The organism is Candidatus Pelagibacter sp. Uisw_090, assembly GCF_047717845.1.
Taxonomy (GTDB): Bacteria; Pseudomonadota; Alphaproteobacteria; order Pelagibacterales; family Pelagibacteraceae; genus Pelagibacter.
Genome location: NZ_CP159810.1, coordinates 1,204,244 through 1,226,191 on the forward strand (window position 1 = coordinate 1,204,244; position 21,948 = coordinate 1,226,191).

General features: G+C 31.5%; 19 protein-coding genes. All 19 read right to left on the reverse strand.

The annotated features are described in order from the left end of the window. Position 1 precedes the first annotated feature (1 nt). Complete coding sequence (locus ABXT58_RS06605) at positions 2-811, reverse strand: aldo/keto reductase (protein ID WP_415304931.1); 810 nt, start codon at positions 809-811, stop codon at positions 2-4. Next, positions 778-1,026 carry an aldo/keto reductase gene (locus ABXT58_RS06610; RefSeq protein WP_415303871.1) on the reverse strand — a complete coding sequence of 83 codons (249 nt, stop codon included), beginning with the start codon at positions 1,024-1,026 and terminating at the stop codon, positions 778-780. Before ABXT58_RS06610 ends, ABXT58_RS06605 begins: the two co-directional genes overlap by 34 nt. Further along, positions 1,026-2,159 carry a 3-dehydroquinate synthase gene (locus ABXT58_RS06615; protein ID WP_415303872.1) on the reverse strand — a complete coding sequence of 378 codons (1,134 nt, stop codon included), beginning with the start codon at positions 2,157-2,159 and terminating at the stop codon, positions 1,026-1,028. The genes ABXT58_RS06610 and ABXT58_RS06615 overlap by 1 nt, the downstream gene beginning before the upstream one ends. A gap of 91 nt (positions 2,160-2,250) precedes the next feature. Continuing rightward, positions 2,251-3,651, reverse strand: a complete 1,401-nt coding sequence (gene lpdA / locus ABXT58_RS06620; RefSeq protein WP_415303873.1) for a dihydrolipoyl dehydrogenase — start codon at positions 3,649-3,651, stop codon at positions 2,251-2,253. Then, a complete protein-coding gene (gene odhB / locus ABXT58_RS06625) occupies positions 3,652-4,926 on the reverse strand; it encodes a 2-oxoglutarate dehydrogenase complex dihydrolipoyllysine-residue succinyltransferase (RefSeq protein ID WP_415303874.1) in 1,275 nt (424 codons plus the stop codon). It lies immediately after the preceding gene. 2 nt (positions 4,927-4,928) lie between these two features. Continuing rightward, positions 4,929-7,832 carry a 2-oxoglutarate dehydrogenase E1 component gene (locus tag ABXT58_RS06630; RefSeq protein WP_415303875.1) on the reverse strand — a complete coding sequence of 968 codons (2,904 nt, stop codon included), beginning with the start codon at positions 7,830-7,832 and terminating at the stop codon, positions 4,929-4,931. Positions 7,833-7,866: 34 nt separating this feature from the next. Beyond that, the gene (gene sucD, locus ABXT58_RS06635) at positions 7,867-8,742 is read right to left on the reverse strand and encodes a succinate--CoA ligase subunit alpha (protein ID WP_415303876.1); all 876 of its coding nucleotides are present in this window, start codon (positions 8,740-8,742) and stop codon (positions 7,867-7,869) included. Position 8,743: 1 nt separating this feature from the next. Further along, the gene (gene sucC, locus ABXT58_RS06640; RefSeq protein ID WP_415303877.1) at positions 8,744-9,904 is read right to left on the reverse strand and encodes an ADP-forming succinate--CoA ligase subunit beta; all 1,161 of its coding nucleotides are present in this window, start codon (positions 9,902-9,904) and stop codon (positions 8,744-8,746) included. 2 nt (positions 9,905-9,906) lie between these two features. Further along, a complete protein-coding gene (mdh, locus tag ABXT58_RS06645) occupies positions 9,907-10,869 on the reverse strand; it encodes a malate dehydrogenase (protein WP_415303878.1) in 963 nt (320 codons plus the stop codon). Positions 10,870-10,878: 9 nt separating this feature from the next. Continuing rightward, positions 10,879-12,372, reverse strand: coding sequence for a CoA-acylating methylmalonate-semialdehyde dehydrogenase (locus tag ABXT58_RS06650; protein ID WP_415303879.1), 1,494 nt, complete (start codon positions 12,370-12,372; stop codon positions 10,879-10,881). Positions 12,373-12,396: 24 nt separating this feature from the next. Continuing rightward, the gene (locus ABXT58_RS06655; RefSeq protein ID WP_415290395.1) at positions 12,397-13,170 is read right to left on the reverse strand and encodes a succinate dehydrogenase iron-sulfur subunit; all 774 of its coding nucleotides are present in this window, start codon (positions 13,168-13,170) and stop codon (positions 12,397-12,399) included. Next, on the reverse strand, positions 13,170-14,942 hold the full coding sequence (sdhA, locus tag ABXT58_RS06660; RefSeq protein WP_415303880.1) for a succinate dehydrogenase flavoprotein subunit: 1,773 nt from the start codon (positions 14,940-14,942) through the stop codon (positions 13,170-13,172). The genes ABXT58_RS06655 and sdhA overlap by 1 nt, the downstream gene beginning before the upstream one ends. Next, entirely contained in the window at positions 14,939-15,268 is a 330-nt protein-coding gene (sdhD, locus tag ABXT58_RS06665; protein WP_415303881.1) for a succinate dehydrogenase, hydrophobic membrane anchor protein, read from the reverse strand. The genes sdhA and sdhD overlap by 4 nt, the downstream gene beginning before the upstream one ends. Position 15,269: 1 nt before the next feature. Beyond that, the gene (gene sdhC / locus ABXT58_RS06670; RefSeq protein ID WP_415303882.1) at positions 15,270-15,653 is read right to left on the reverse strand and encodes a succinate dehydrogenase, cytochrome b556 subunit; all 384 of its coding nucleotides are present in this window, start codon (positions 15,651-15,653) and stop codon (positions 15,270-15,272) included. Beyond that, entirely contained in the window at positions 15,643-16,650 is a 1,008-nt protein-coding gene (locus tag ABXT58_RS06675; protein ID WP_415303883.1) for an aspartate-semialdehyde dehydrogenase, read from the reverse strand. Before ABXT58_RS06675 ends, sdhC begins: the two co-directional genes overlap by 11 nt. 20 nt (positions 16,651-16,670) lie before the next feature. Continuing rightward, complete coding sequence (locus tag ABXT58_RS06680; RefSeq protein WP_415303884.1) at positions 16,671-17,780, reverse strand: dimethylsulfoniopropionate demethylase; 1,110 nt, start codon at positions 17,778-17,780, stop codon at positions 16,671-16,673. Beyond that, positions 17,777-18,553, reverse strand: a complete 777-nt coding sequence (locus ABXT58_RS06685) for an alpha/beta fold hydrolase (protein ID WP_415303885.1) — start codon at positions 18,551-18,553, stop codon at positions 17,777-17,779. Before ABXT58_RS06685 ends, ABXT58_RS06680 begins: the two co-directional genes overlap by 4 nt. Further along, positions 18,550-20,178, reverse strand: a complete 1,629-nt coding sequence (locus ABXT58_RS06690) for an acyl-CoA synthetase (protein WP_415303886.1) — start codon at positions 20,176-20,178, stop codon at positions 18,550-18,552. The genes ABXT58_RS06685 and ABXT58_RS06690 overlap by 4 nt, the downstream gene beginning before the upstream one ends. 1 nt (position 20,179) lies before the next feature. Further along, the gene (locus ABXT58_RS06695; protein WP_415303887.1) at positions 20,180-21,943 is read right to left on the reverse strand and encodes an acyl-CoA dehydrogenase; all 1,764 of its coding nucleotides are present in this window, start codon (positions 21,941-21,943) and stop codon (positions 20,180-20,182) included. Positions 21,944-21,948 lie beyond the last annotated feature (5 nt).

Consider the following 21,948-nt stretch of genomic DNA (forward strand, 5'->3'; position numbering starts at 1 on the left):
GTTAATTCGTAATAAATCTACTGTATATACTTTTACATAGTAAAAGTAACTCTTTGTCTAATTTTAGATCAAGCGATTTATGTAATTCATAAAATTGATTTTTTGAATTAACTGAAATTAAAGCACTAGTAACAAAGTCATTTTTAAGTACCCAAGCTAGTGATAACGCATGTGGCTGCAAATATGAAGGTGTTTTCTCTACCAAATCTTTAACAGCCATACAATTTTTTTTGGACAACACAGCTCTTTTATAAATTTCAACTTCCCTCTGATCATTACTTTTTTTATGATAGTCATATCTTCTTGGTGTATTGCTTAGATTATCTTTAAGATATTTTCCAGTTAAAACACCTCCTTCAATAGGAGAATATGCAAAGTAAGGACAGTTATTTTTAGCTAATACTTCTGATAAACTTTTCATGTCTCCAGGTCGTAACAAAGAAAATGGATTTTGAATTGTTATGAAACTATTATTTTCATTAGTTTCATTAAATTTATTTAAAAACTGAAATATTCGATTTTGTTTAAAATTACTTATAGCAATGTAACGTAAATACCCATTTTTAATTAATTGGTTAAGTTCTCCAATAATGTCATCAAAAGATGATGAACTATCATCCCAATGTAAAGTATAAATATCTATATAATCTGTTTTTAAGCGCTTTAGACTATCAAAAAAAGCTTTTTTAATTTGTTCAATGTTAAGAAAAGTTTTTCCATTTCTTACAGGAGGGGAAAACCAATCTTTATATCCGCCAGCAATTTTTGTAGAAATTATTATTTTTTGTCTATTTTTTTTTTTTCTAGGTATTCACCAAGCATAATTTCAGATAAACCTGGAAGTTTTAAAGAGATTGGACTCGGATATATTTCTGCTGTATCAAAGAGATTTATGCCATTATCAATTGCTAATTGAATAATTTCAAAGACTTCATTTTTGTTTTTTATTGTGGTTCCAAAGTTTTGTGTGCCAAAACCAATTACTGAAACATTAATATCAGAGTTGCCTAATTTTTTATATCTCATTAATCAATAATTGATAAAATTGAGTTCATTATATCTTTTTTTAAAGGTTTATTATCAATTGCAGCATTTTTATTGTTCTTTAAATAGATTAATCTGATACCAGAGAAACTTCTTTTTTTATCTTTCAGCATGTTTGAGTATATTTTATTAGCTAAGTCTATCTTATTGTGAAACTTAAATTTTTTTGAAATAATTTTATTATCAAGACCTAGTGTTTTAAAAAAATTTGATATCATTTTTATTTTTTTTTCAAAAAAATAATTTTTTTCAAACAAAATTGAGGAATACTTTAGAGCAGCTAAAATACCTAAGCCAACACCCATACCATGGTTATAATAATGAGAATTTTTTGATTTTAAAACTGATACTTCTATAGCATGACCAAAAGTATGTCCAAAATTTAATATCATTCTTTTATTTAAATCTCGCCAATCATCATTAATTAATTTAGATTTAATAATTACAGATTTTGAAATTATTTCCATCAAAAACATGGGATCTTTAGTTTTAATTTTTTTTGGGTTATTAACTAATTTATTTAAAAGTGAAGGAGATTTTAATAACGCTACTTTTATTGTTTCAGAAAAAGCTGATAAATAATCCTCATTTGGTAGAGTCTTTAAAAATCCTATATTACAAATAGTTTTATTTTGATCGTAGAAAGTACCAATAGAATTAATTTTTTTTTGAAAATTTATTGCTGTTTTGCCTCCAATGCTGCTATCAATCATTGCCATTAGTGAGGTTGGTACATGAATTAAATTTGTACCTCTATACCACGTGCTAGCTGCAAATGCTCCTATGTCTCCAATTACACCTCCTCCTATAGCTATAATATTTATATCTCGTGGGCAATTATTTTTATCTAAAGCTTTATAAATTTTTATTAATGATTTGAAATTTTTATGATCTTTTTTACCTGGTACAAGTGATAAAATAATTTTATCTTTATTAATCTTATAAAATTTTGAATTAATAATATATTTATGAAAAACAATTTTATCACAAATAAAAAAACAATCTGAAAGATTTAAACCACAATTGTCTAAGATATAAGATAAAATACAGTTTGAATTATTTATAATTTCATATGGAAACTTTTTAAAATTATATTTTAGTTTTAGCTTCTTCATTTCAATAATTTAATATACTTTTTTGTTAAGAAAAGAAATAGTTTAGAAATTTCTTTAAAGTCCTAGACTTAAGAGGATTATATAAAATTTATTAAGAATGTATTGCTCTTTTATCTACCGATAAAGCTGCTTCTTTTACAGCTTCTGAGAATGTTGGATGTGCATGACACGTTCTTGCAATATCTTCAGCACTTGCACCAAACTCCATTGCAACTCCAATTTCACCAATTAATTCACCAGCGTGAGGTCCAATAATATGTGCTCCTAAAACTTTATCTGTTTTTTCATCAGCTAAAATTTTAACAAAACCTTCTGCTTCATCAATTGCTTTAGCTCTTGAGTTTGCCATAAACGAAAATTTGCCAATTTTGTATTTTATATTTGCTTCTTTTAATTGCTCTTCAGTTTTTCCAACTGAAGCAACTTCTGGAGTTGTATAAACAACACCTGGAATAATATCGTAATTAACATGTCCCGATTGTCCCGCGATATTTTCTGCAACTGCAATACCTTCATCTTCAGCTTTGTGCGCTAACATTGGTCCATCTATTACATCACCAATTGCATAAACATTACTTACATTTGTTTGAAAGCTTTTATTTGTTATAATTCTTTTCTTTTCATCCAATTCAACACCAATTGCTTCTAAATTTAAATTGTTAGTGTTAGGTTTTCTGCCAACAGATATAAGAACAACATTACAATCAAAATTGATTTTTTTTCCATCTTTGTCAGACGTTGAAACACTAGCTCCATTGGTGTTTTTAGTAATTCCCTCTACTTTAGTTTGCATGTGGAAGTTAATTCCTTGTTTCTTTAAAATTTTCATAAATTCTGAGGATATTTCTCTATCCATTCCTGGCGTAATATGATCAAGAAATTCTACCACATGAACTTCAGCACCTAATCTAGACCAGACAGATCCCATCTCTAATCCTATATAACCTCCACCAACTACAACCATTTTTTTTGGAACCGATTGCAGAGTTAATGCACCTGTTGAAGATACAATTATTTTTTCATCAAATTCAATACCTGGTAATGCAACAGGAACAGACCCTGTACTAATTACCGTTTTATCTGTTTCAATTATGGTTTCTTTATTTTGATCATCTAAAATAGAAATTTTATTTGTTGATTTGAAACTTCCAGTACCTTTAAAATAGGTAATTTTATTTTTCTTAAATAAAAATTCCACACCTTTTGTTAAGATAGTTACTGCTTTATCCTTATTTTTCATCATTTTCTCAAGATTAAGTTTTATCTCACCAACCTCTATCCCAAGTTTAGAAAAGTTTTGTGCTTTGTGATAATTCTCTGAAATATTTAATAAGTTTTTAGAAGGTATGCACCCAACATTTAAACAAGTGCCTCCTAATGACCCTCTAGATTCTATGCACGCAGTTTTAAGACCTAATTGCGCTAATCTTATCGCACAGACATAGCCTCCTGGCCCCCCACCTATTACAACTGCTTGAAATTTATCTGACATTTAAATATTTAAAAATAATCTTCTTGGATCTTCTAAGTTTTCTTTCACCATCTTTAAAAATGAAACTGACTCTTTTCCATCAATAATTCTGTGGTCATAAGATAACGCAAGATACATAATTGGTCTAATTTTAATTTCTCCATCAACTACCATTGGTCTTTCCACTATATTATGCATTCCTAATACACCAGATTGAGGTAAATTTAATATTGGGGTAGATAACATCGAACCATAAACACCTCCATTACTGATAGTAAAAGTACCACCCTGAAGATCTTCAATAGTTATCTTTCCCTCTCTTGCTTTTTCGGAAATAGTTTTAATATTTTTTTCAATGTCAGCAAATGATAGTTGATCTGCATCTCTTAATACTGGAACAACTAATCCTTTTTCTGTTCCTACTGCAAAACTGATATTGTAGTAATTTTTATAAATGATTTCATCTCCATCAATTTCAGCATTAACAGATGGAAACGTTTTTAAAGCAGCTACACAAGCTTTTACAAAAAAAGACATGAATCCTAATTTAATGCTATACCTACTTTGAAAATCTTCTTGGTTTTCTTTTCTCATTTCCATTATGCTGGTCATATCAACTTCATTGAATGTTGTTAACAAGGCAGCATTTTCTTGTGCTTGTTTTAATCTTTTTGCAATTGTTTGTCTAAGCCTAGACATTTTAATTCTCTCTTCTTGACCATGTTTGATTTTTCTCTCTGAAGGTTGTGGGTTTACCCCCATCATACTAATTAAGTCGCCTTTGAGTATTCTACCTTCTTTTCCAGAGCCTTTAACTTTTTCTAAATCAATTTTATTTTCAACAGCAATTTTTCTTACTGCTGGTGAAAGTGTTTCATTATTTTTATTCGAAGAATCAAGTTTATCTTCTTTAACCTCGTTAGTTAATACTAATGGCTCTTCTTCAGGTTCCTCAGAAATTTTTGGAGTTTCTTTTTTAATTTCTAAATTAACAACGTTATTTTCTACTTTTTTATTTTCAATTTTAGTAATTACTTTTTTTTCTGATAGTTGGGCTCCATTTTGACTTATTATACCAAGCAACGCTCCTACTTCTACTGTTTCTCCATCCTTAGAATTTATTTCTGACAATACCCCATCTATAGGAGATGGAACTTCTAAATTAACCTTATCAGTTTCTAATTCAACAATAGCCTCATCTGCCTCAACAGTATCACCTTCTTTTTTAAGCCATTTGGCAACTGTAGCTTCGGTTATGCTCTCTCCTAGAACTGGTACTAAAATTTTTTCAGTCATTTTTAATTAAAAACCTTATTAATAATTTCTTCTTGTTGTGAAATGTGTCTTTTTGCATATCCTGTTGCAGGAGATGCGTCTGGACTTCTTCCTATATAATAAATTTCTCTATTATTAGCGTTAATAGTTTCTAATGTCCATTGTATATAGTCCCTTACAGAAAACCATGCCCCCATATTTTTAGGTTCTTCCTGGCACCAATAAAATTTAGCATTTTCTGCATATTTTTTGATTTCTTTAACTAAACTTTTAACTGGAAAAGGATAAAGTTGTTCAACTCTGTACAATACCACATCATCTTTCTTTAATTTTTCTCTAGCATCCAATAGATCAAAGTAGACTTTTCCCGAACATAAAATCACTTTTTTAATTTTTGAACTTTCTTTTAATTTGATAAATCCATTTTCCTCATCTAGTGCATGATCCCATAAAATTCTGTGAAAAAATGTATCTTTACCAAAGTCTTCTATATTTGAAACACAATGTTTGTTTCTTAATAAAGATTTTGGAGTCATTACTATTAGTGGCTTTCTAAATTCTCTATGCATTTGACGTCTTAAAGCATGAAAGTAATTTGCTGGCGTCGTACAATTTACTACCTGCATATTGTCATTAGCACATAATTGTAAAAATCTTTCTAGTCTTGCTGAAGAGTGTTCTGGTCCTTGACCTTCATAGCCGTGAGGTAAAAGCATTACTAATCCTGATGCTCTTGTCCATTTTCTCTCTCCTGATGCAATAAATTGGTCTATTACTACTTGCGCTCCATTTGCAAAATCACCAAATTGTGCTTCCCACATTGTTAGGGTATTTGGCTGAACTAAACTATAACCATATTCAAAACCTAAAACTGCTAATTCTGATAAAAAACTATCTACTATTTCATATCGTTTTTGACCTTTTGAAATATTATTTAATGGAATATATCTAGAGTTATCCTCTTGATTTCTTAAAACTGAATGTCTTTGACTGAACGTTCCTCTTCCTGAATCTTGACCAACTAATCTTACTGGATAACCCTCTTCCAATAATGAACCAAATGCCAAAGCTTCAGCCGTTGACCAATCTATACCTTTTCCATCTGATACCGATGATCTTCTAGCGTTTAAAATTTTAATTATAGTTTTATGTAAATTTAATTCCTCTGGTGTTGAGTTAATCTTTTCTGAAATTTCTAAAAGTTTTTTTTGCTCAAAACCACTTACACCTCTTTTATCTTTTCCTTTTTCTGGTTTATATCTTGACCAACTTCCCTCATACCATTCAATTTTGGGCTTATAGTCTTTTGCATTTTTGTATTGATCATCTAGTAAGTTTTTAAAATCAGTTTTAAACTTTTTAAGCTCATCTTCTGAAAGTGTATTTTCATTTACTAATTTACTTCCATACACTTCTACTGGTGTAGGGTGAGATCTAATTTTTTTATACATTAATGGCTGAGTAAAAAAAGGTTCATCTCCTTCATTGTGGCCAAACCTTCTATAGCAAATTAAATCAACCACAACATCTCGATTAAATTTTAGCCTAAATTCAGTTGCAATTCTCGTCGCATAAACAACTGCTTCTGGGTCATCTCCATTTACATGAAGTATTGGGGCATCTACCATTTTTGCAACATCTGATGGATATGGTGATGATCTTGCAAATCTTGGGCTTGTTGTAAAACCTATTTGATTATTGACGATAAAATGAATTGTTCCACCCGTATTATGACCTGGCAAACCTGACATAGCAAAACATTCTGCAACAACACCTTGCCCAGCAAATGCTGCATCACCATGTATTAAAATAGGTAAAACTTTATTTCTATCTTTGTCCTGATGAAAGAATTGCTTTCCTCTAGTTTGTCCTAATACAACAGGATTGACTGCCTCTAAGTGTGAAGGGTTATCTGTAAGACCAACATGTATAGAGTTTCCATCAAATTTTCTATCTGATGATGCTCCTAAATGATATTTTACATCTCCCGCACCCTCTTCCCCTGTTGTTTGAACATCTCCTGCAAATTCGTTGAATATTCTTTTATAAGATTTTTGTAAAACATTTGCTAACACATTAAGTCTACCTCTGTGAGACATTCCAATCTTAACCTCTTTGGCTCCAGATTGACCAGCAATTTTAATAATTTGCTCTAGAGCAGGAATTAAACTTTCTCCCCCATCTAATCCAAATCTTTTTGTACCAACATATTTTTTATGTAAAAATTTTTCAAACCCTTCAGCTTGAATAAGTTTATTTAAAATAGCTTCTTTACCATTTTTTGTAAATTGAATAGAATTTTCATCATGTTCGACTCGATCTCTAAGCCATTTTCTTTCAGTTGGGTTTGATATATGCATATATTCATAACCAATTGACCCACAATAAGTTTTATTTAAAAAACTTAATATTTTCTTTATAGTTGAGTGTTCTTTATTGGTAACACCGTCTAAATAAATTTTTTTATTATAATCTTCTTTTTTAAAACCGTAGTAATCAGGATGTAATTCATCTAGATATTCAGTTTTCATCATTCCTAGAGGATCAAGTTTTGCCAATAGATGTCCCCTTTGCCTGTAGGCTCTAATTAATGCTACAGCCCTGATTGAGTTAAGGTTACTTTTGATTAAATTTTTTGATTCAATTATTGTATTGTCACTTTCTTTAGAAGGTTTTTTTTCATCTTCTTCAATTTTTTTCTGGATTTCATCAATATCAATTTTTTTTTTTAAACTCCAAGATGGTCCATTAATTTCTTTGACAATCGTGCTTAAATCTTCATTTATAGCCTCAAAATAATGTCGCCAACTTTCAGGAAGATCAGAATCTTTATTGATAAATTTTAGATACATTTGCTCTATAAATGCACTATTAGATTTACTAAGAAATGAAGTTTTTTCGAGTTCGAGATTTTTTGATGATGGCATCTATTTTATTGATATAATATCAGAAAAATATTTTTCAATTAGATAATTTATTAAATAATGTTTTACCTAATTCAGATGGTGATTTAGCTATAGTAATTCCACATTTTTCCATCTTTTTAATTTTATCTTCTGCCCCACCTTTTCCACCTGATACAATGGCTCCAGCATGTCCCATTGTTCTTCCTGCTGGCGCTGTTATTCCAGCCACAAAACCAACCATGGGTTTCTGTATTTTATGATTTTTTACAAATTCTGCTGCCTCTTCTTCTGCAGAACCACCTATCTCACCTATCATAAGGATAGATTCTGTCTCCTCATCATTTAAAAATAAATCTAAACAATCAATAAAGTTTGTTCCATTTACTGGATCTCCTCCGATTCCAATGCAAGTAGATTGTCCCAACCCATTCTCTGTTGTTTGTGCAACAGCTTCATAAGTTAAAGTTCCTGATCTTGAGACTATTCCAACAGAACCTTTTTTATGAATATTTCCTGGCATGATTCCAATCTTACATTCGTCTGGAGTAATTATTCCAGGGCAGTTCGGCCCGATTAGTCTACTTTTTGAATCATTTAATTTTTGTTTAACACGAAGCATATCTTGAATTGGTATACCTTCGGTAATGCATACTATGAGTTCAATAGAAGCATCTATTGCTTCAATTATTGCAGCACCAGCATATTTTGCGGGTACATAAATCATTGTTGCATCGGCACCAACTTCTTGATTGGCTTCGGCTACAGTATTAAAAACTGGACGATCTAAATGTTTTTGGCCTCCTTTTTTTGGAGTAACCCCCCCAACTAAATTAGTACCATACTCTATTGCCTGCTTAGAATGAAATGTACCATGTGTTCCAGTAAACCCTTGACATATAACTTTTGTATTTTTGTTAATTAAAACAGACATATTATTTTATAGCATCCACTATTTTTTGGGCAGCATCATCAAGGTTTTCTGCAGAAATTAATTTTAATCCTGAATTATCTAATATTTCTTTTCCTTCTTTAAAATTTGTTCCAGCAAGTCTAACAACTAAAGGTACACTGATATTTATTTCCTTAGCAGCGTCAACCACTCCTTGTGCAAGGACATCACATCTCATTATGCCACCAAATATATTTATTAAGATACCTTTAACATTTTTATCTGAAAGAATTATCTTAAGTGCAGCAGAAACTTTTTCTTTTGAGGCTCCACCACCAACATCCAAAAAGTTGGCTGGCTCTTTTCCATATAACTTAATTATATCCATAGTGGCCATTGCCAGCCCTGCTCCATTAACCATACAGCCAATACTTCCATCTAATTTTATATAAGCAAGATCATGTTTGCTTGCTTCGATTTCTGTTGGATCTTCTTCATTTAAGTCTCTTAACTCCATAATTTCTGGATGCTTGAATAAAGCATTAGAATCAAAATTTACTTTTGCATCTAAACAGATTATTTTTTCTTCTTTTGTTAGAATTAATGGATTAACCTCAATCATATTAGCATCAGTGCTAATGAACATCTTATATACTGATTTAATTAGCAATATTGCTTGCTTTTTTGCATCCCCACTTAAATTAAAAATTTTAATTATTTTTTCGCAATCTGTATCTAAAATCTCATCAGCTATTTCAACTTTTGTTGTTATAATTTTTTCTGGTGTTTTATTGGCTACTTCTTCAATGTCCATTCCACCTTGATCGCTTGATATGAACGCGATCTTTGAACTAGACCTATCAATTAAACATGATAAATAAAATTCTTTATTTATGCTGGAAGATTCTTCAACATATAATCTTTTAACCTCTCTACCTTCAGGGCCCGTCTGGTGTGTTATAAGCGTTTTACCTAATAGCTCTTTAGCAGCAGCACTTAACTCTTCTATAGTATTTAAGATTTTTACACCACCCACCTTACCTCTTCCACCAGCGTGAATTTGTGCTTTTAATACAAACTTCTCTGTTTTTAATGATTTTGCTTTTTCAATTAATTCATCAACGGTAAAAGCGAAAACACCTTCTGGCACAATTGCACCGTATTTTTTCAAAATTTTTTTGGCCTGATGTTCGTGTATGTTCATTATTATTTAGAAAGATCTGGATCTATTTTTGATGCAGCTTCCCATAACGCTTTAACAGCATCTATTGAGTGCATAAATTCTTTTTTTTCTTTTTCGTCTAAGTCTATTAGTTCTATTTTCTCAACACCATCTTTTCCAATTATTACTGGTACACCAGCATAAACATTATTAACACCATACTCTCCATTTAAATGAACTGCACATGGAAGTAATTTTTTTTCATCTTTTAGATATGCTTCTGCCATCTGTACTCCTGAAGCTGCTGGTGCATAGAATGCAGAACCTTTTTCCAAATATTTAACAATCTCCGCTCCACCATCTCTAGTTCTTTGATTAATTTCCTCTAATCTCTCTTCAGATATTTTTCCTTCTTTTACTAAATCTAAAAGTGGTTTGCCAGAAACTTTTGTAAATCTTGGCAAAGGAACCATTGTATCTCCATGACCTCCCATAACCATTGCTTCAATTTCTTTTACGGGAACGTTTAATTCTAAAGATAAAAATAATTTAAATCTTGAGCTATCTAAAATTCCTGCCATTCCAACAACTTTATTAGCTGGTAGGCCTGAAAATTTTTGAAAAGCCATCACAATAACGTCTAGTGGGTTTGTAATACATATAACAAATGCATTGGGTGCATTTTTTTTAATACCTTCTGCTACTTGTTTAATAATTTTTAAATTAATGCCCAGTAGGTCATCTCTGCTCATGCCTGGTTTTCTTGGCACACCAGCAGTTATTATTATTACGTCTGAATCTTTTATATCTTCATAATTATCTGTTCCTGAAAATTTTACATTAAAACCATCAACAGAAGAAGATTGAGCAATATCTAAAGCCTTACCTTTAGCTATACCGCTTGCAACATCAAAAAGTACTACTTCATCGGCCACTTCTTTGGTTCCAATTAAGTGAGCTAAAGTGCCTCCAATTTGACCCGCACCTATTAAAGATATTTTTTTCATTTTTTCTCCTTATTTCATTGTTGGCATGACAAATTCTGCATTAGATCTTATTCCAGAAGGCCATCTTGATGTTACTGTCTTAAGTTTTGTATAAAATTTAATTCCTTCAGCTCCGTGCATTGCACTATCTCCAAATAGTGATCTTTTCCATCCACCAAAACTATGGAATGCCATTGGTACAGGTATTGGAACATTAATTCCAACCATACCAACTTGAATTTTACTAGCAAACGTTCTACCTGCATCACCATCTCTTGTGTAAATACTTACCCCATTACCATATTCATGATCATTAATTAGTTTTGTTGCTTCTTCAAAAGTTTTAACTCTTATGACTGACAAAACGGGCCCAAATATTTCTTCTTTGTAAATTCTCATATCTTTTTTAACGTGATCAAATAAACAGCCACCTATAAAGAAACCATTTTCATACCCTTGAAGCTTTATATCTCTTCCATCGACAACTAATTTAGCACCCTCTTCAACACCTAGGTCAACATAACCTTTTACTTTTTCTAAGTGTTCTTTGGTAACTAATGGACCCATCTCAGATGTTTTGTCCATACCGGGTCCTACTTTTAATGCTTCAGCTTTTTTTGATAAACGAGCAACTAACTCATCTCCAATATCTCCTACAGCCACTGCTACTGATTGAGCCATACATCTTTCCCCTGCTGAACCATATGCTGCACCCATTAATCCATTTACTGCACCATCAAGGTCACAGTCAGGCATTACAACTAAATGATTTTTTGCACCTCCTAAGGCCTGAACTCTTTTTTCATTTTTTGCAGAATTTTCATAAATATATTTTGCGATTGATGTTGAGCCTACAAAACTTACAGCTTTGACATCTTTGTTTGTTAAAATTGCATCAACAGACTCTTTATCTCCATTAACAACATTAAAAACACCATCTGGTAGTCCTGCTTCTGTTAGCAATTCTGCTAATCTTAGTGGGCAAGATGGATCTTTTTCTGATGGTTTTAAAATAAATGTATTTCCACATGCAATAGCTAAAGGGAACATCCACATAGGTACCATTGCTGGAAAATTAAAAGGTGTAATACCAGCAACTACTCCAAGTGGCTGACGCATTGACCAGCTATCCACATTAGTTCCTACATTTTCTGAAAATTCTCCTTTAAGTAAATGTGGAATTCCACATGCAAACTCAACTACTTCTAGTCCTCTTGTTAAAGAACCTTTGGCATCTTCATAAACTTTGCCATGTTCTGAAACTATTAATTTTGTAAGTTCATCAGTATTTTTTTCTATTAACTCTTTAAATTTGAACATCACTCTTGCTCTTTGAAGGGGAGGTTTCTGTGACCAAGTTTCAAAAGCTTTTTTTGCTACTTCTACAGCTTGATCAAGGTCAGTTTTGCTAGCTAACCTTACTTCGGATTCTTGTTCACCCGTTGCAGGATTGAAAATTTTGCTTTTTCTGTCAGATGAGCCTGAAATTAGCTTTCCACCAACAAAATGTTCTAATAAATTCATGAATGGTGTTATTTAAAGGGGTAATTAGCTTGTTGCAAGCATTTTTTTCAATTCAGCTATGGCTTTTGCTGGATTTAATCCCTTAGGACAAGCATTGGTGCAATTCATAATAGTATGACATCTATACAACTTAAGTTCATCAGCTACTTTTTTTAATCTCTCTTTTCTTTCATCATCTCTACTATCTACTATCCACCTATAAGCTTGCAGCAAAACTGCAGGACCTAAAAATTTATCCTCATTCCACCAATAGCTTGGGCAAGAAGTGGAACAACATGCACACATGATACATTCATACGCACCATCTAATTTTTTTCTATCTTTTTGAGATTGAATAATTTCTGTAGTTTCAACTTTTGTATTTGTTTTCAACCAAGGCTCAATTGATTCGTATTGTTTATACAGTCCACTTAAGTCCCCAATTAAATCTTTTTTAACTTTTAGATGAGGTAGTGGATAAATATTTATATCTCCTTCAATTTCTGAATGAGGTTTTGTGCATGCTAAACCATTTTTACCATCCATATTCATTGCACAAGATCCACAAACACCATGTGCACAAGATCTCCGATAAGCCAATGATGGATCAATTTCATTTTTAATCTTATTTAAAATATCCAATACTTTTGAAGGACAGTTATCCATATCTACTTCGTAAGTATCTACTCTTGGGTTTTCTCCATTTGAGGGATCCCATCTATAAACATTTACTTTTCTGATATTTTTTGATCCAGTTTTATCTTGATAATAGATACCTTTTTGAACTTCTGAATTTTTAGGTAAATTTATTTGAACCACTAGTAAACTCTTTCTTGTGGTGGAAAGTATTGAACTTCATTTGTTAAAGTCGTTTTAGTAACTGGTCTATAACCAATTTTTGAATCTTTTCCATTGCACCAAGCAATAGTGTGTTGCATAAATTTTTCATCGTTTCTTTTTGGGAAATCTTCTCTTGCATGTGCACCTCTGCTCTCTTGTCTATTATAAGCAGAATCCACTGTTGTAATTGCTTGTCTTATCAAGTTATCAAACTCCAATGTTTCCACTAAATCAGTGTTAAAAACAAGTGACTTATCTTTTACAGAAATTGATTCCATTCCATCGTATGCTTTTCTAATATCATCAACACCCTCTTTAAGTGTTTTTTCTGTTCTAAAAACAGCACACTTTGATTGCATAGTTTTTTGCATTGAAAGCCTAAGCTCTGCAGTACTATTTTCACCATTAGAGTTTCTTAATTTATCAAATCTTTCTAAACATTTTTTTGTTTCAGTCTCTCCTATATCTTCATGTGGGGTTCCTGGTTTTACAAGTTCTCCGAGCTCTCTAGCTGCGGCTCTTCCAAATACAACTAGGTCAATTAAAGAATTAGACCCCAATCTATTCGCTCCATGAACAGAAACGCAGGCAGCCTCACCAATTGCCATTAACCCCGGAACTGTTTCAGAATCATTGCCTGTTAATACTTCAGCTTTATAGTTTGTTGGAATACCTCCCATATTGTAATGAACAGTAGGAACTACCGGTATTGGCTCTTTAGTTACATCAACATTTGCAAATAATCTTGCTGCTTCAGTTATTCCTGGAAGTCTACTTTCAATAATACTTTTGTCTAAATGACTTAAATGTAAGTGAACATGATCCTGTTCTTTACCCACACCTCTTCCTTCATTAATCTCAATTGACATTGATCTACTTACTACATCTCTAGATGCTAAGTCTTTAGCTTTTGGCGCATAACGCTCCATAAATCTTTCACCTTTTGAATTAACTAAATAGCCACCTTCTCCTCTAACACCTTCAGAAATTAAAGTTCCATGTCCATAAATTCCTGTTGGGTGAAATTGTACAAATTCCATATCTTGTAATGGTAAACCTGCCCTTAAAACCATTGCATTTCCATCTCCAGTACAAGTGTGTGCTGAAGTTGCAGAATAATAAGCTTTTCCATAACCACCTGTTGCAATTATTGTACTATGAGCTCTAAATCTATGAATTGTTCCATCATTTAAATTCCAAGCAATAAGACCTTTACATTCACCATCTTTCATTAATAAATCTAGAGCGAAGTATTCAATAAAAAATTCAGTGTTATGTTTTAAAGCTTGTCCATAAAGGGTATGAAGTATTGCATGTCCAGTTCTATCTGCGGCTGCACATGTTCTTTGAACAATTCCATTGCCATAATTTTTTGTCATTCCACCAAAAGGTCTTTGGTAAATTTTACCATCATCAGTTCTACTAAATGGAACTCCATATTTTTCTAATTCTATAACAGCTGCTGGAGCTTCTTTACAAAGATACTCAATACTATCTTGGTCACCTAACCAGTCAGCACCTTTGACGGTATCATACATATGCCAACGCCAATCATCTTCGCCCATATTCCCTAAAGATGCAGAAATTCCTCCTTGAGCAGCAGAGGTATGACTTCTTGTTGGAAATACTTTTGAAATACAGGCTGTCTTTAAACCAGCTTCACTTAAACCAACAGCAGCTCTTAAGCCTGAGCCTCCTGCGCCGAGTACGATAACATCGTATTCATGATCTATAATTTTATATGAACTCATATATTTAAATTAAATATTATTATAATTGTAATTAAGGGAATTATTATAGCAAATATATTCAAAGTTTTGTTTGCGACATTTTTGATTTTTTCATCCTGTATATAGTCTTCAAATACCTCACTAATACTTAAAGCTGAAAAAAAATAGGCAAAAACTAACAACAAAGAAACTAAAATTTTAGATGGCTGATTTGAAAAAAAATTAACAATATCAAAATAATCTTTATTGAAAACTGAAACTAAATTTAAAATAAACCATGTCATTAATGGTATCAACACCACAGAGCTTACTCTCATTAATAGCCATTTTTTAGTCACGTTATTCATACTAAATAAATTGCTTTCCAATTAAATAAATTAAAATTGTTAAAAAAAATGAACCAATGATCACGATTAATCCTGTTATCTTTGTTACTTTTAATTCAAACCCATGTCCTAGATCCATAATTAAATGTCTTATTTCACTTAATATCTGGAAACTAAATGACCATGTTAAACCTAAAATTATGAATTTTCCTAAAATAGAATTTAAAAATATTCTAGTAAGTTCATAACTATTTTCACCTAGTAGTAAGGATGCAATCCAAAAACAAATTATTGTTATGGCAGCTATATTTATTATTCCTGTAATTCTATGTGAAATAGATACTAAAGAAGATATGTGCCATCTGTAGATCTGAATATGTGGTGATAAAGGATTATTATTTTCCATTAAGATTATTTTTAATTAAAGTTTCTGCAATTTCAACAGCATTCAATGCCGCTCCTCTAAGTAAATTATCAGAAACAATCCATAGGTTTAATGAATTCTTGATAGTTTTATCTTCTCTTATTCTTGAAATATAAGTTTCGTCTCTACCTTCTGCTTCAATTGGAGTACTATATCCTCCATCTTCTCTTTTATCGTAAACTTTACAGCCCTCTGCTTTACTAAGAGTGTCTCTAACTTTCTCTAAAGAAAATGATTTTTCAAATTGAATATTTACTGACTCCGCATGAGAAACCATAACTGGAACTCTTACACATGTTGCTGATAATTCTATTTTGTCACCAAGAATTTTTTTAGTTTCATTAGTCATTTTTAATTCTTCTTTAGTATAACCATCATCTGCAAAAACATCGATGTGAGGAATAGCATTAAAAGCAATTTGTTTAGTAAAATTTCTAGGTTTAATTTCTTTATTTTCTAGAGATGATTTAGTTTGTTCTATTAGTTCATCCATAGGGTCTTTGCCACCACCTGAAACAGACTGATATGTCGAAACAACTATCCGTACAATATTGAATAAGTCATGTAACGGTTTAAGAGCAATTACCAACTGAGCTGTTGAGCAATTAGGGTTAGCAATTATATTTTTTTTCATACTCTTAATTGCTTCTGGATTTACCTGTGGAACAATTAATGGCACATCAGGATCCATTCTAAAAAAACTAGAATTATCTATAACTATTGAGTGCTTTGCTGCTTTTAAAGCATATTGTTCTGAAATTTTTCCACCTGCTGCAAAGAAAGCAATTTTAATTTTTGAAAAATCAAATGTTTCAAGGTTAAAGACCTCATGTTCTTTGCCACTAAAATTTATTTTTTGGCCAGCACTTCTTGGTGAAGCAACTAAAAATAGTTCCTTTATAGGAAGTTTTTTTCTCTCTAGAACTTCGAGAATTTTTCTTCCAACATTACCTGTGGCTCCTACAATTGCTATATTCATGATGTTATTAGGCTTTTATACTAGATGAAGGGTAAATCGCAAACTTTTCCACGAAAAGTGTTATCATTTATTTGAATTTTAAAGGTTTGAGATACTTCCCAGTAGGACTTCTGGATCATTGCTATTCCAATAACCATTTGAAAATGAGGTGAATAACAAGCCGATCTTAACTCACCAATTATATTATTTTTCTCATCATATAAATTTTTTGATCCTGTGAGACTAATTTCTTTCATATCAATTTTAATACCCATTAACTTCTTTTGGGCTCCTTTTAATTTAACTTCTTTTAATTTATCTTTTCCTAAAAAATTTATATCACTATCCAAACTAACATATTGATCAAAACCACATTCAAATGGATTATCACTGTTATCAAAATCATTTCCATAAGATAGTAGTGCACTCTCAATTCTCTCTATTAGGTTTGGACACCCAGGTCCTACATTAAATTCTTTTCCAACTTCAAAAAGATAGTCATATAATTTTTGTCCTGACTCTGTATTTTGAACATAAACTTCATACCCACCTTGCTTAGACCATCCTGACCTTGCTATAAGATGCTTTGTCCCTTCAAAATCGAAATAATCAAATCCAAAAAATTTTAGTTCAGTAATTTTTTTTCCAAAAACTTTTTCCATTAATGCAAATGATTTCGGGCCCTGTATTGCCATTATATCCACTACTGGTTCTATAATTTTAACATCAAATTTATGTCCAGATGCTAAACCTTTGGCAAAAAAGATTACATCCGAGTCTGCTATTGATAGCCACCATCTATTTTCATCCAGCTTTAGAACAACTGGATCATTAACTAAATTTCCATTTTCATCTATTATTGGACAATAATAACATCTCCCAATTTTAGATTTTGATAAATCTCTACATGTCATCAATTGTACTAATTCTGCAAAGTCTTTTCCTGATATTTCTACTTGTCTTTCTGCAGCAACATCCCATACTTGAACATGCTCTTTTAAATGTTTGTAACTATTTTCTATTGATCCAAATGCAGCAGGTAACAGCATATGATTGTAAATTGTGTATGCTGTAACCCCTTGTTTCTCTATTCTTGCAGTATAAGGGGTACTTCTTAATCTTCTAGATTTTGCTATTGAAAAGTTTTTCATTTTTTTAAAAATTCAGAGATCTTTTCTCTCATTTCAAAAGCTTTTTCAAACATAATCATATGTCCACATTCTTTTATTATATGAGTTTTTGAATTAGGAATAAGTTCAGCAAATTTCTTGCCTTTTTCAAGGTTAACCATCTTATCTAGTTCACCAAAAATAAATAATGTGGGACACTTGACTGATTTTAAAGCCTCAGATCCGTTTTTATAATTATTACAAGCTACAAGATCAATGGCTAAAACCTCTCTAATATCTCTTGGAGAATTAATAATTTTTTCTACAGGATTACCTCCAATAAACTTTTTAGAGTTTTCATAGCTCCATTTCATCATTAATTTAACTGCTTTATCATCTCCACTCTCAGCAAGATCTATTAAATCTTGATTAACGGGCATTCTATAAGAACCACCAACAAATATTAAATTTTTAACTCTTTTTGAATATCTTGAATAATATTCCAATGCTTCCAAACACCCTTGGGAGTGACCTATTATTGTTAATTCAGAAACATTAAGTTCTTTAAAAACTTTTTCTAACCAATCTGAAATTTCTTCTATTGACTTTAAACAATCACCCTCGGAATTTCCATGACCAGGCAAATCAATTGCTAAAACATTATAATTTTGATTAGATAAATATTGCTCTGTCAGAGACCAAATAATATGAGAGAGGCCGCTTCCATGAAGTAAAACTATTGTAGCTTTGTTTTTATTAATGCCTTGACCTGCATCTGATGCAAAGACATTCTTATTGCCTACTTGAAAGATCAATTTTGATCCTTAATCTTTTTTCTAAGTTCAAATTTTTGAATTTTTCCTGTTGAAGTTTTTGGTAAATCACAAAAAACAACACTTTTAGGAAGTTTAAATCCTGCCAACGTTTCTCTGCAAAAATCTATAATGTCTTTTTCTGTTGCTGGCTTATCTTTAATTAATTCAACAAAAGCACAAGGTATTTCTCCCCATTTTTCATCTGGTTTAGCAACAACCGCAGCCAGTGATACAGATGGATGTTTTGCTATTGCATTTTCTATTTCAATTGAAGAAATATTTTCACCACCTGAAATTATAATATCTTTAGATCTATCTTTAATTTTAATATATCCATCTGGGTGGGTAACTGCTAGATCTCCTGAGTGGAACCATCCACCTGCCATTGACTTCTCTGTTGCTTCTTTATCTTTGTAATAACCCTTCATTACAATATTTCCCCTGATCATGATTTCACCCATGGTTTTTCCATCTTTAGGGACTGCCTTCATTGTTTCGGGGTCCATAACAACTGCACCTTCAGTATTAGGATATCTAACACCTTGTCTTGCTTTAATTTCATTTTTTTTATCTTTTTCTAAAGTATTCCAATCTTCATTCCATGCACACTGAAGCATATGACCATAAGTTTCTGTTAACCCATAAACATGCATCACTTCAAAGCCAAGATTTTCCATTTTTTCAAAAATGATGCTCGGTGGGGGTGCACCTGCTGTTAAAACATTCACTTTTCTTTTTAAAACTTTTTGATCCTCTTTTGGTGCATTAACAATCATATTTAATACTATTGGAGCTCCACCAAAATGGGTTACTTCATATTTATCAATTAATTCAAACATCTTTTTTACATCAATATTTCTTAAACAAATTACCCTTGCATGTAGCATCGCCAGTGTCCAAGGATAGCACCAGCCATTACAATGAAACATTGGTACAACGCATAAAAAATTTAGTTTGTTAGGCATATTCCAAGCTATAGTACTACCTGTTGCCATCAAGTATGAGCCTCTGTGGTGATAAACTACTCCTTTAGGATTTCCAGTAGTTCCAGATGTATACCCTAACGAGATTGCTTCCCACTCATCTTTTGGATTTTTCCATTCATAATTTTCATCGCCTGTATTTAAAAAACTTTCATATTCAAGTTCTCCTATTTTTTTGAAAGAACTCGTATCTATGTCTTGATCATCAATATCAATAATTGTAATTTTATTTTTTACATTCTTTAAAGCCTTCTCAACTACGTCATGAAATTGTCTATCTACGATTAAAACTTTTGCATCACTATGTTGTAAAATATAACTTACTGTATTTGGATCTAGTCTTGTATTAATTGCATTTATTACTGCGCCAACCATAGGTATTGAGTAGTGAGCTTCAAAAATTTCAGGTGTATTGAAAGCCATTATAGAAACTGTATCTCCAGTTTTTACACCTAATTTATCTAGTGCACTCGCAAACTTAACACATCTTTTATAAACCTCTTTCCAAGTATAAGATCTACTTTCATAAACTAAAGCTTCATAGTTTGGATATATATCTTTGGTTCTTTCTAAAAATGTTAAAGGAGAAAGAGGAACGTAATTAGCTTCATTTTTATCTAAATTTGTATCGTAATAATGCATATTAATTAAATTTAAAATTCATTATATAATCACTGCCTGATGTAGCGGTTTTAAAATGACTTTCTGCTCTTGGTAAAACTCTTTTGAAATAAAAATTAGCAGTTTGTATTTTGTCATCATAAAAACTTTTATTTTGCTCGTAATCTTTAAAACTTACCTCTAGAACTTTTATCCACGCATGAGCTATGGACACGAAGCCTAATGCTTTTAAATAGTCATTACATGCTGCACTAGCATCATCTTTGGAATTTTGGATTTTATCTTTAATCCAAGTAGTAAATTTTAGTAAAATTTCTATTTGATGATTTAGATCTTTAATAAAAGGCTTAATTTTGTCACCCTCTAAATCACATTCTTTTTTTATTAAATTTAAATATTTATTAATTATATCGCCATTTTTATTAACTAGTTTTCTGAAAACTAAATCGGCTGCCTGAACAGAATTTGTACCTTCATAAATTGGGGTAATTCTATTATCTCTGTATAATTGTTCTATTCCCTGGTCTTTTGTAAAACCATAACCGCCATGAATCTGCATTGCATCACTTGTAATTTCCATGGCCAAATCAGTAAATAATGACTTAACAACTGGAGTTAACAAAGAAACAAAATCTGAAGCTTCTTGCTTAATCTTTTCATCAAGATGGTAGAGACTGACTTCTGTTTGTTGAGATAGCCAAAAGCCCAGCGCTCTTTCTCCTTCAATAATGGATTTCATATTCAGTAATGATCTTTTTATATCAGCATGCTCAATAATATAATCTGCACCATCTGCAGATTTAGTGTTATTAGATTTTCCTTGTTTTCTCTCTTTTGCATAAGTTAATGAATTTTGATAAGCTATTTCAGATATTCCTAATCCTTGAATTCCAACAAGGATTCTCTCTAAGTTCATCATGGTAAACATTTGATTAAGGCCTTTATTTTTTGGTCCTATCATGTATCCAACCGCATCATCAAAATTTAAAACACATGTCGCTGAACCTTTTATTCCCATTTTATGTTCTACCGAACCTGTAGATACACCATTTCTTGAACCAATAGATCCATCATCTTTAATTAAAAATTTAGGTACAAGAAACAAGCTTATTCCTTTTGTTCCTACAGGTGAATCTGATGCTCTTGCAATAACAAGGTGAATAATATTTTCAGTTAAATCATGATCTCCAGATGTTATAAATATTTTTTGCCCACTTATTTTAAAAGTACCATCAGGCTGTTCAACAGCTTTTGTTTTTAACATTCCTAAATCAGTTCCACAAACTGGTTCTGTAAGGCACATTGTTCCACTCCATTTCCCTTCTACCATTTTAGGAAGGTACTTTTCTTTCATCGCATTAGTTGCATGATGAGATATGCAATTATAGGCGCCAATTGTTAATTCACTATAAAGTTTAAAAGAAAGACAAGTTGCAGATAACATTTCATCAAAAAATGCACTTACTGTTTTTGGCATTCCTTGTCCACCATATTCTGGATCACAAGAAAGAGAAACCCAACCATCTTCTATATATTTTGAATATGCTTCTTTATATCCTGGAGGTGTTCTAACAATACCATTCTCTAAAAAAGCAGGGTTTTCATCTCCAGATTTTGCTAATGGTAAAATTAGATTTTCATTAATTTTAGCCGCTTCAACTAAAATATCTTTTACTAGTTCTGAGTTAACCTCTTTATATTTTTCAATTTCATTATAATTTTTATTGTTTCTTAACTTATCAAAAAGAAACATCATGTCTTCTACTGGTGCTATGTAATTTGGCATTTCGG

Bases quoted from the DNA above. Each gene is read 5' to 3' on its own strand.
- ABXT58_RS06610 (WP_415303871.1), bottom strand. From the start codon at position 1,026: ATGAGATATAAAAAATTAGGCAACTCTGATATTAATGTTTCAGTAATT.
- ABXT58_RS06615 (WP_415303872.1), bottom strand. From the start codon at position 2,159: ATGAAGAAGCTAAAACTAAAATATAATTTTAAAAAGTTTCCATATGAA.
- lpdA (WP_415303873.1), bottom strand. From the start codon at position 3,651: ATGTCAGATAAATTTCAAGCAGTTGTAATAGGTGGGGGGCCAGGAGGC.
- odhB (WP_415303874.1), bottom strand. From the start codon at position 4,926: ATGACTGAAAAAATTTTAGTACCAGTTCTAGGAGAGAGCATAACCGAA.
- ABXT58_RS06630 (WP_415303875.1), bottom strand. From the start codon at position 7,832: ATGCCATCATCAAAAAATCTCGAACTCGAAAAAACTTCATTTCTTAGT.
- sucD (WP_415303876.1), bottom strand. From the start codon at position 8,742: ATGTCTGTTTTAATTAACAAAAATACAAAAGTTATATGTCAAGGGTTT.
- sucC (WP_415303877.1), bottom strand. From the start codon at position 9,904: ATGAACATACACGAACATCAGGCCAAAAAAATTTTGAAAAAATACGGT.
- mdh (WP_415303878.1), bottom strand. From the start codon at position 10,869: ATGAAAAAAATATCTTTAATAGGTGCGGGTCAAATTGGAGGCACTTTA.
- ABXT58_RS06650 (WP_415303879.1), bottom strand. From the start codon at position 12,372: ATGAATTTATTAGAACATTTTGTTGGTGGAAAGCTAATTTCAGGCTCA.
- sdhA (WP_415303880.1), bottom strand. From the start codon at position 14,942: ATGAGTTCATATAAAATTATAGATCATGAATACGATGTTATCGTACTC.
- sdhD (WP_415303881.1), bottom strand. From the start codon at position 15,268: ATGAATAACGTGACTAAAAAATGGCTATTAATGAGAGTAAGCTCTGTG.
- sdhC (WP_415303882.1), bottom strand. From the start codon at position 15,653: ATGGAAAATAATAATCCTTTATCACCACATATTCAGATCTACAGATGG.
- ABXT58_RS06675 (WP_415303883.1), bottom strand. From the start codon at position 16,650: ATGAATATAGCAATTGTAGGAGCCACAGGTAATGTTGGAAGAAAAATT.
- ABXT58_RS06680 (WP_415303884.1), bottom strand. From the start codon at position 17,780: ATGAAAAACTTTTCAATAGCAAAATCTAGAAGATTAAGAAGTACCCCT.
- ABXT58_RS06690 (WP_415303886.1), bottom strand. From the start codon at position 20,178: ATGCATTATTACGATACAAATTTAGATAAAAATGAAGCTAATTACGTT.
- ABXT58_RS06695 (WP_415303887.1), bottom strand. From the start codon at position 21,943: ATGCCAAATTACATAGCACCAGTAGAAGACATGATGTTTCTTTTTGAT.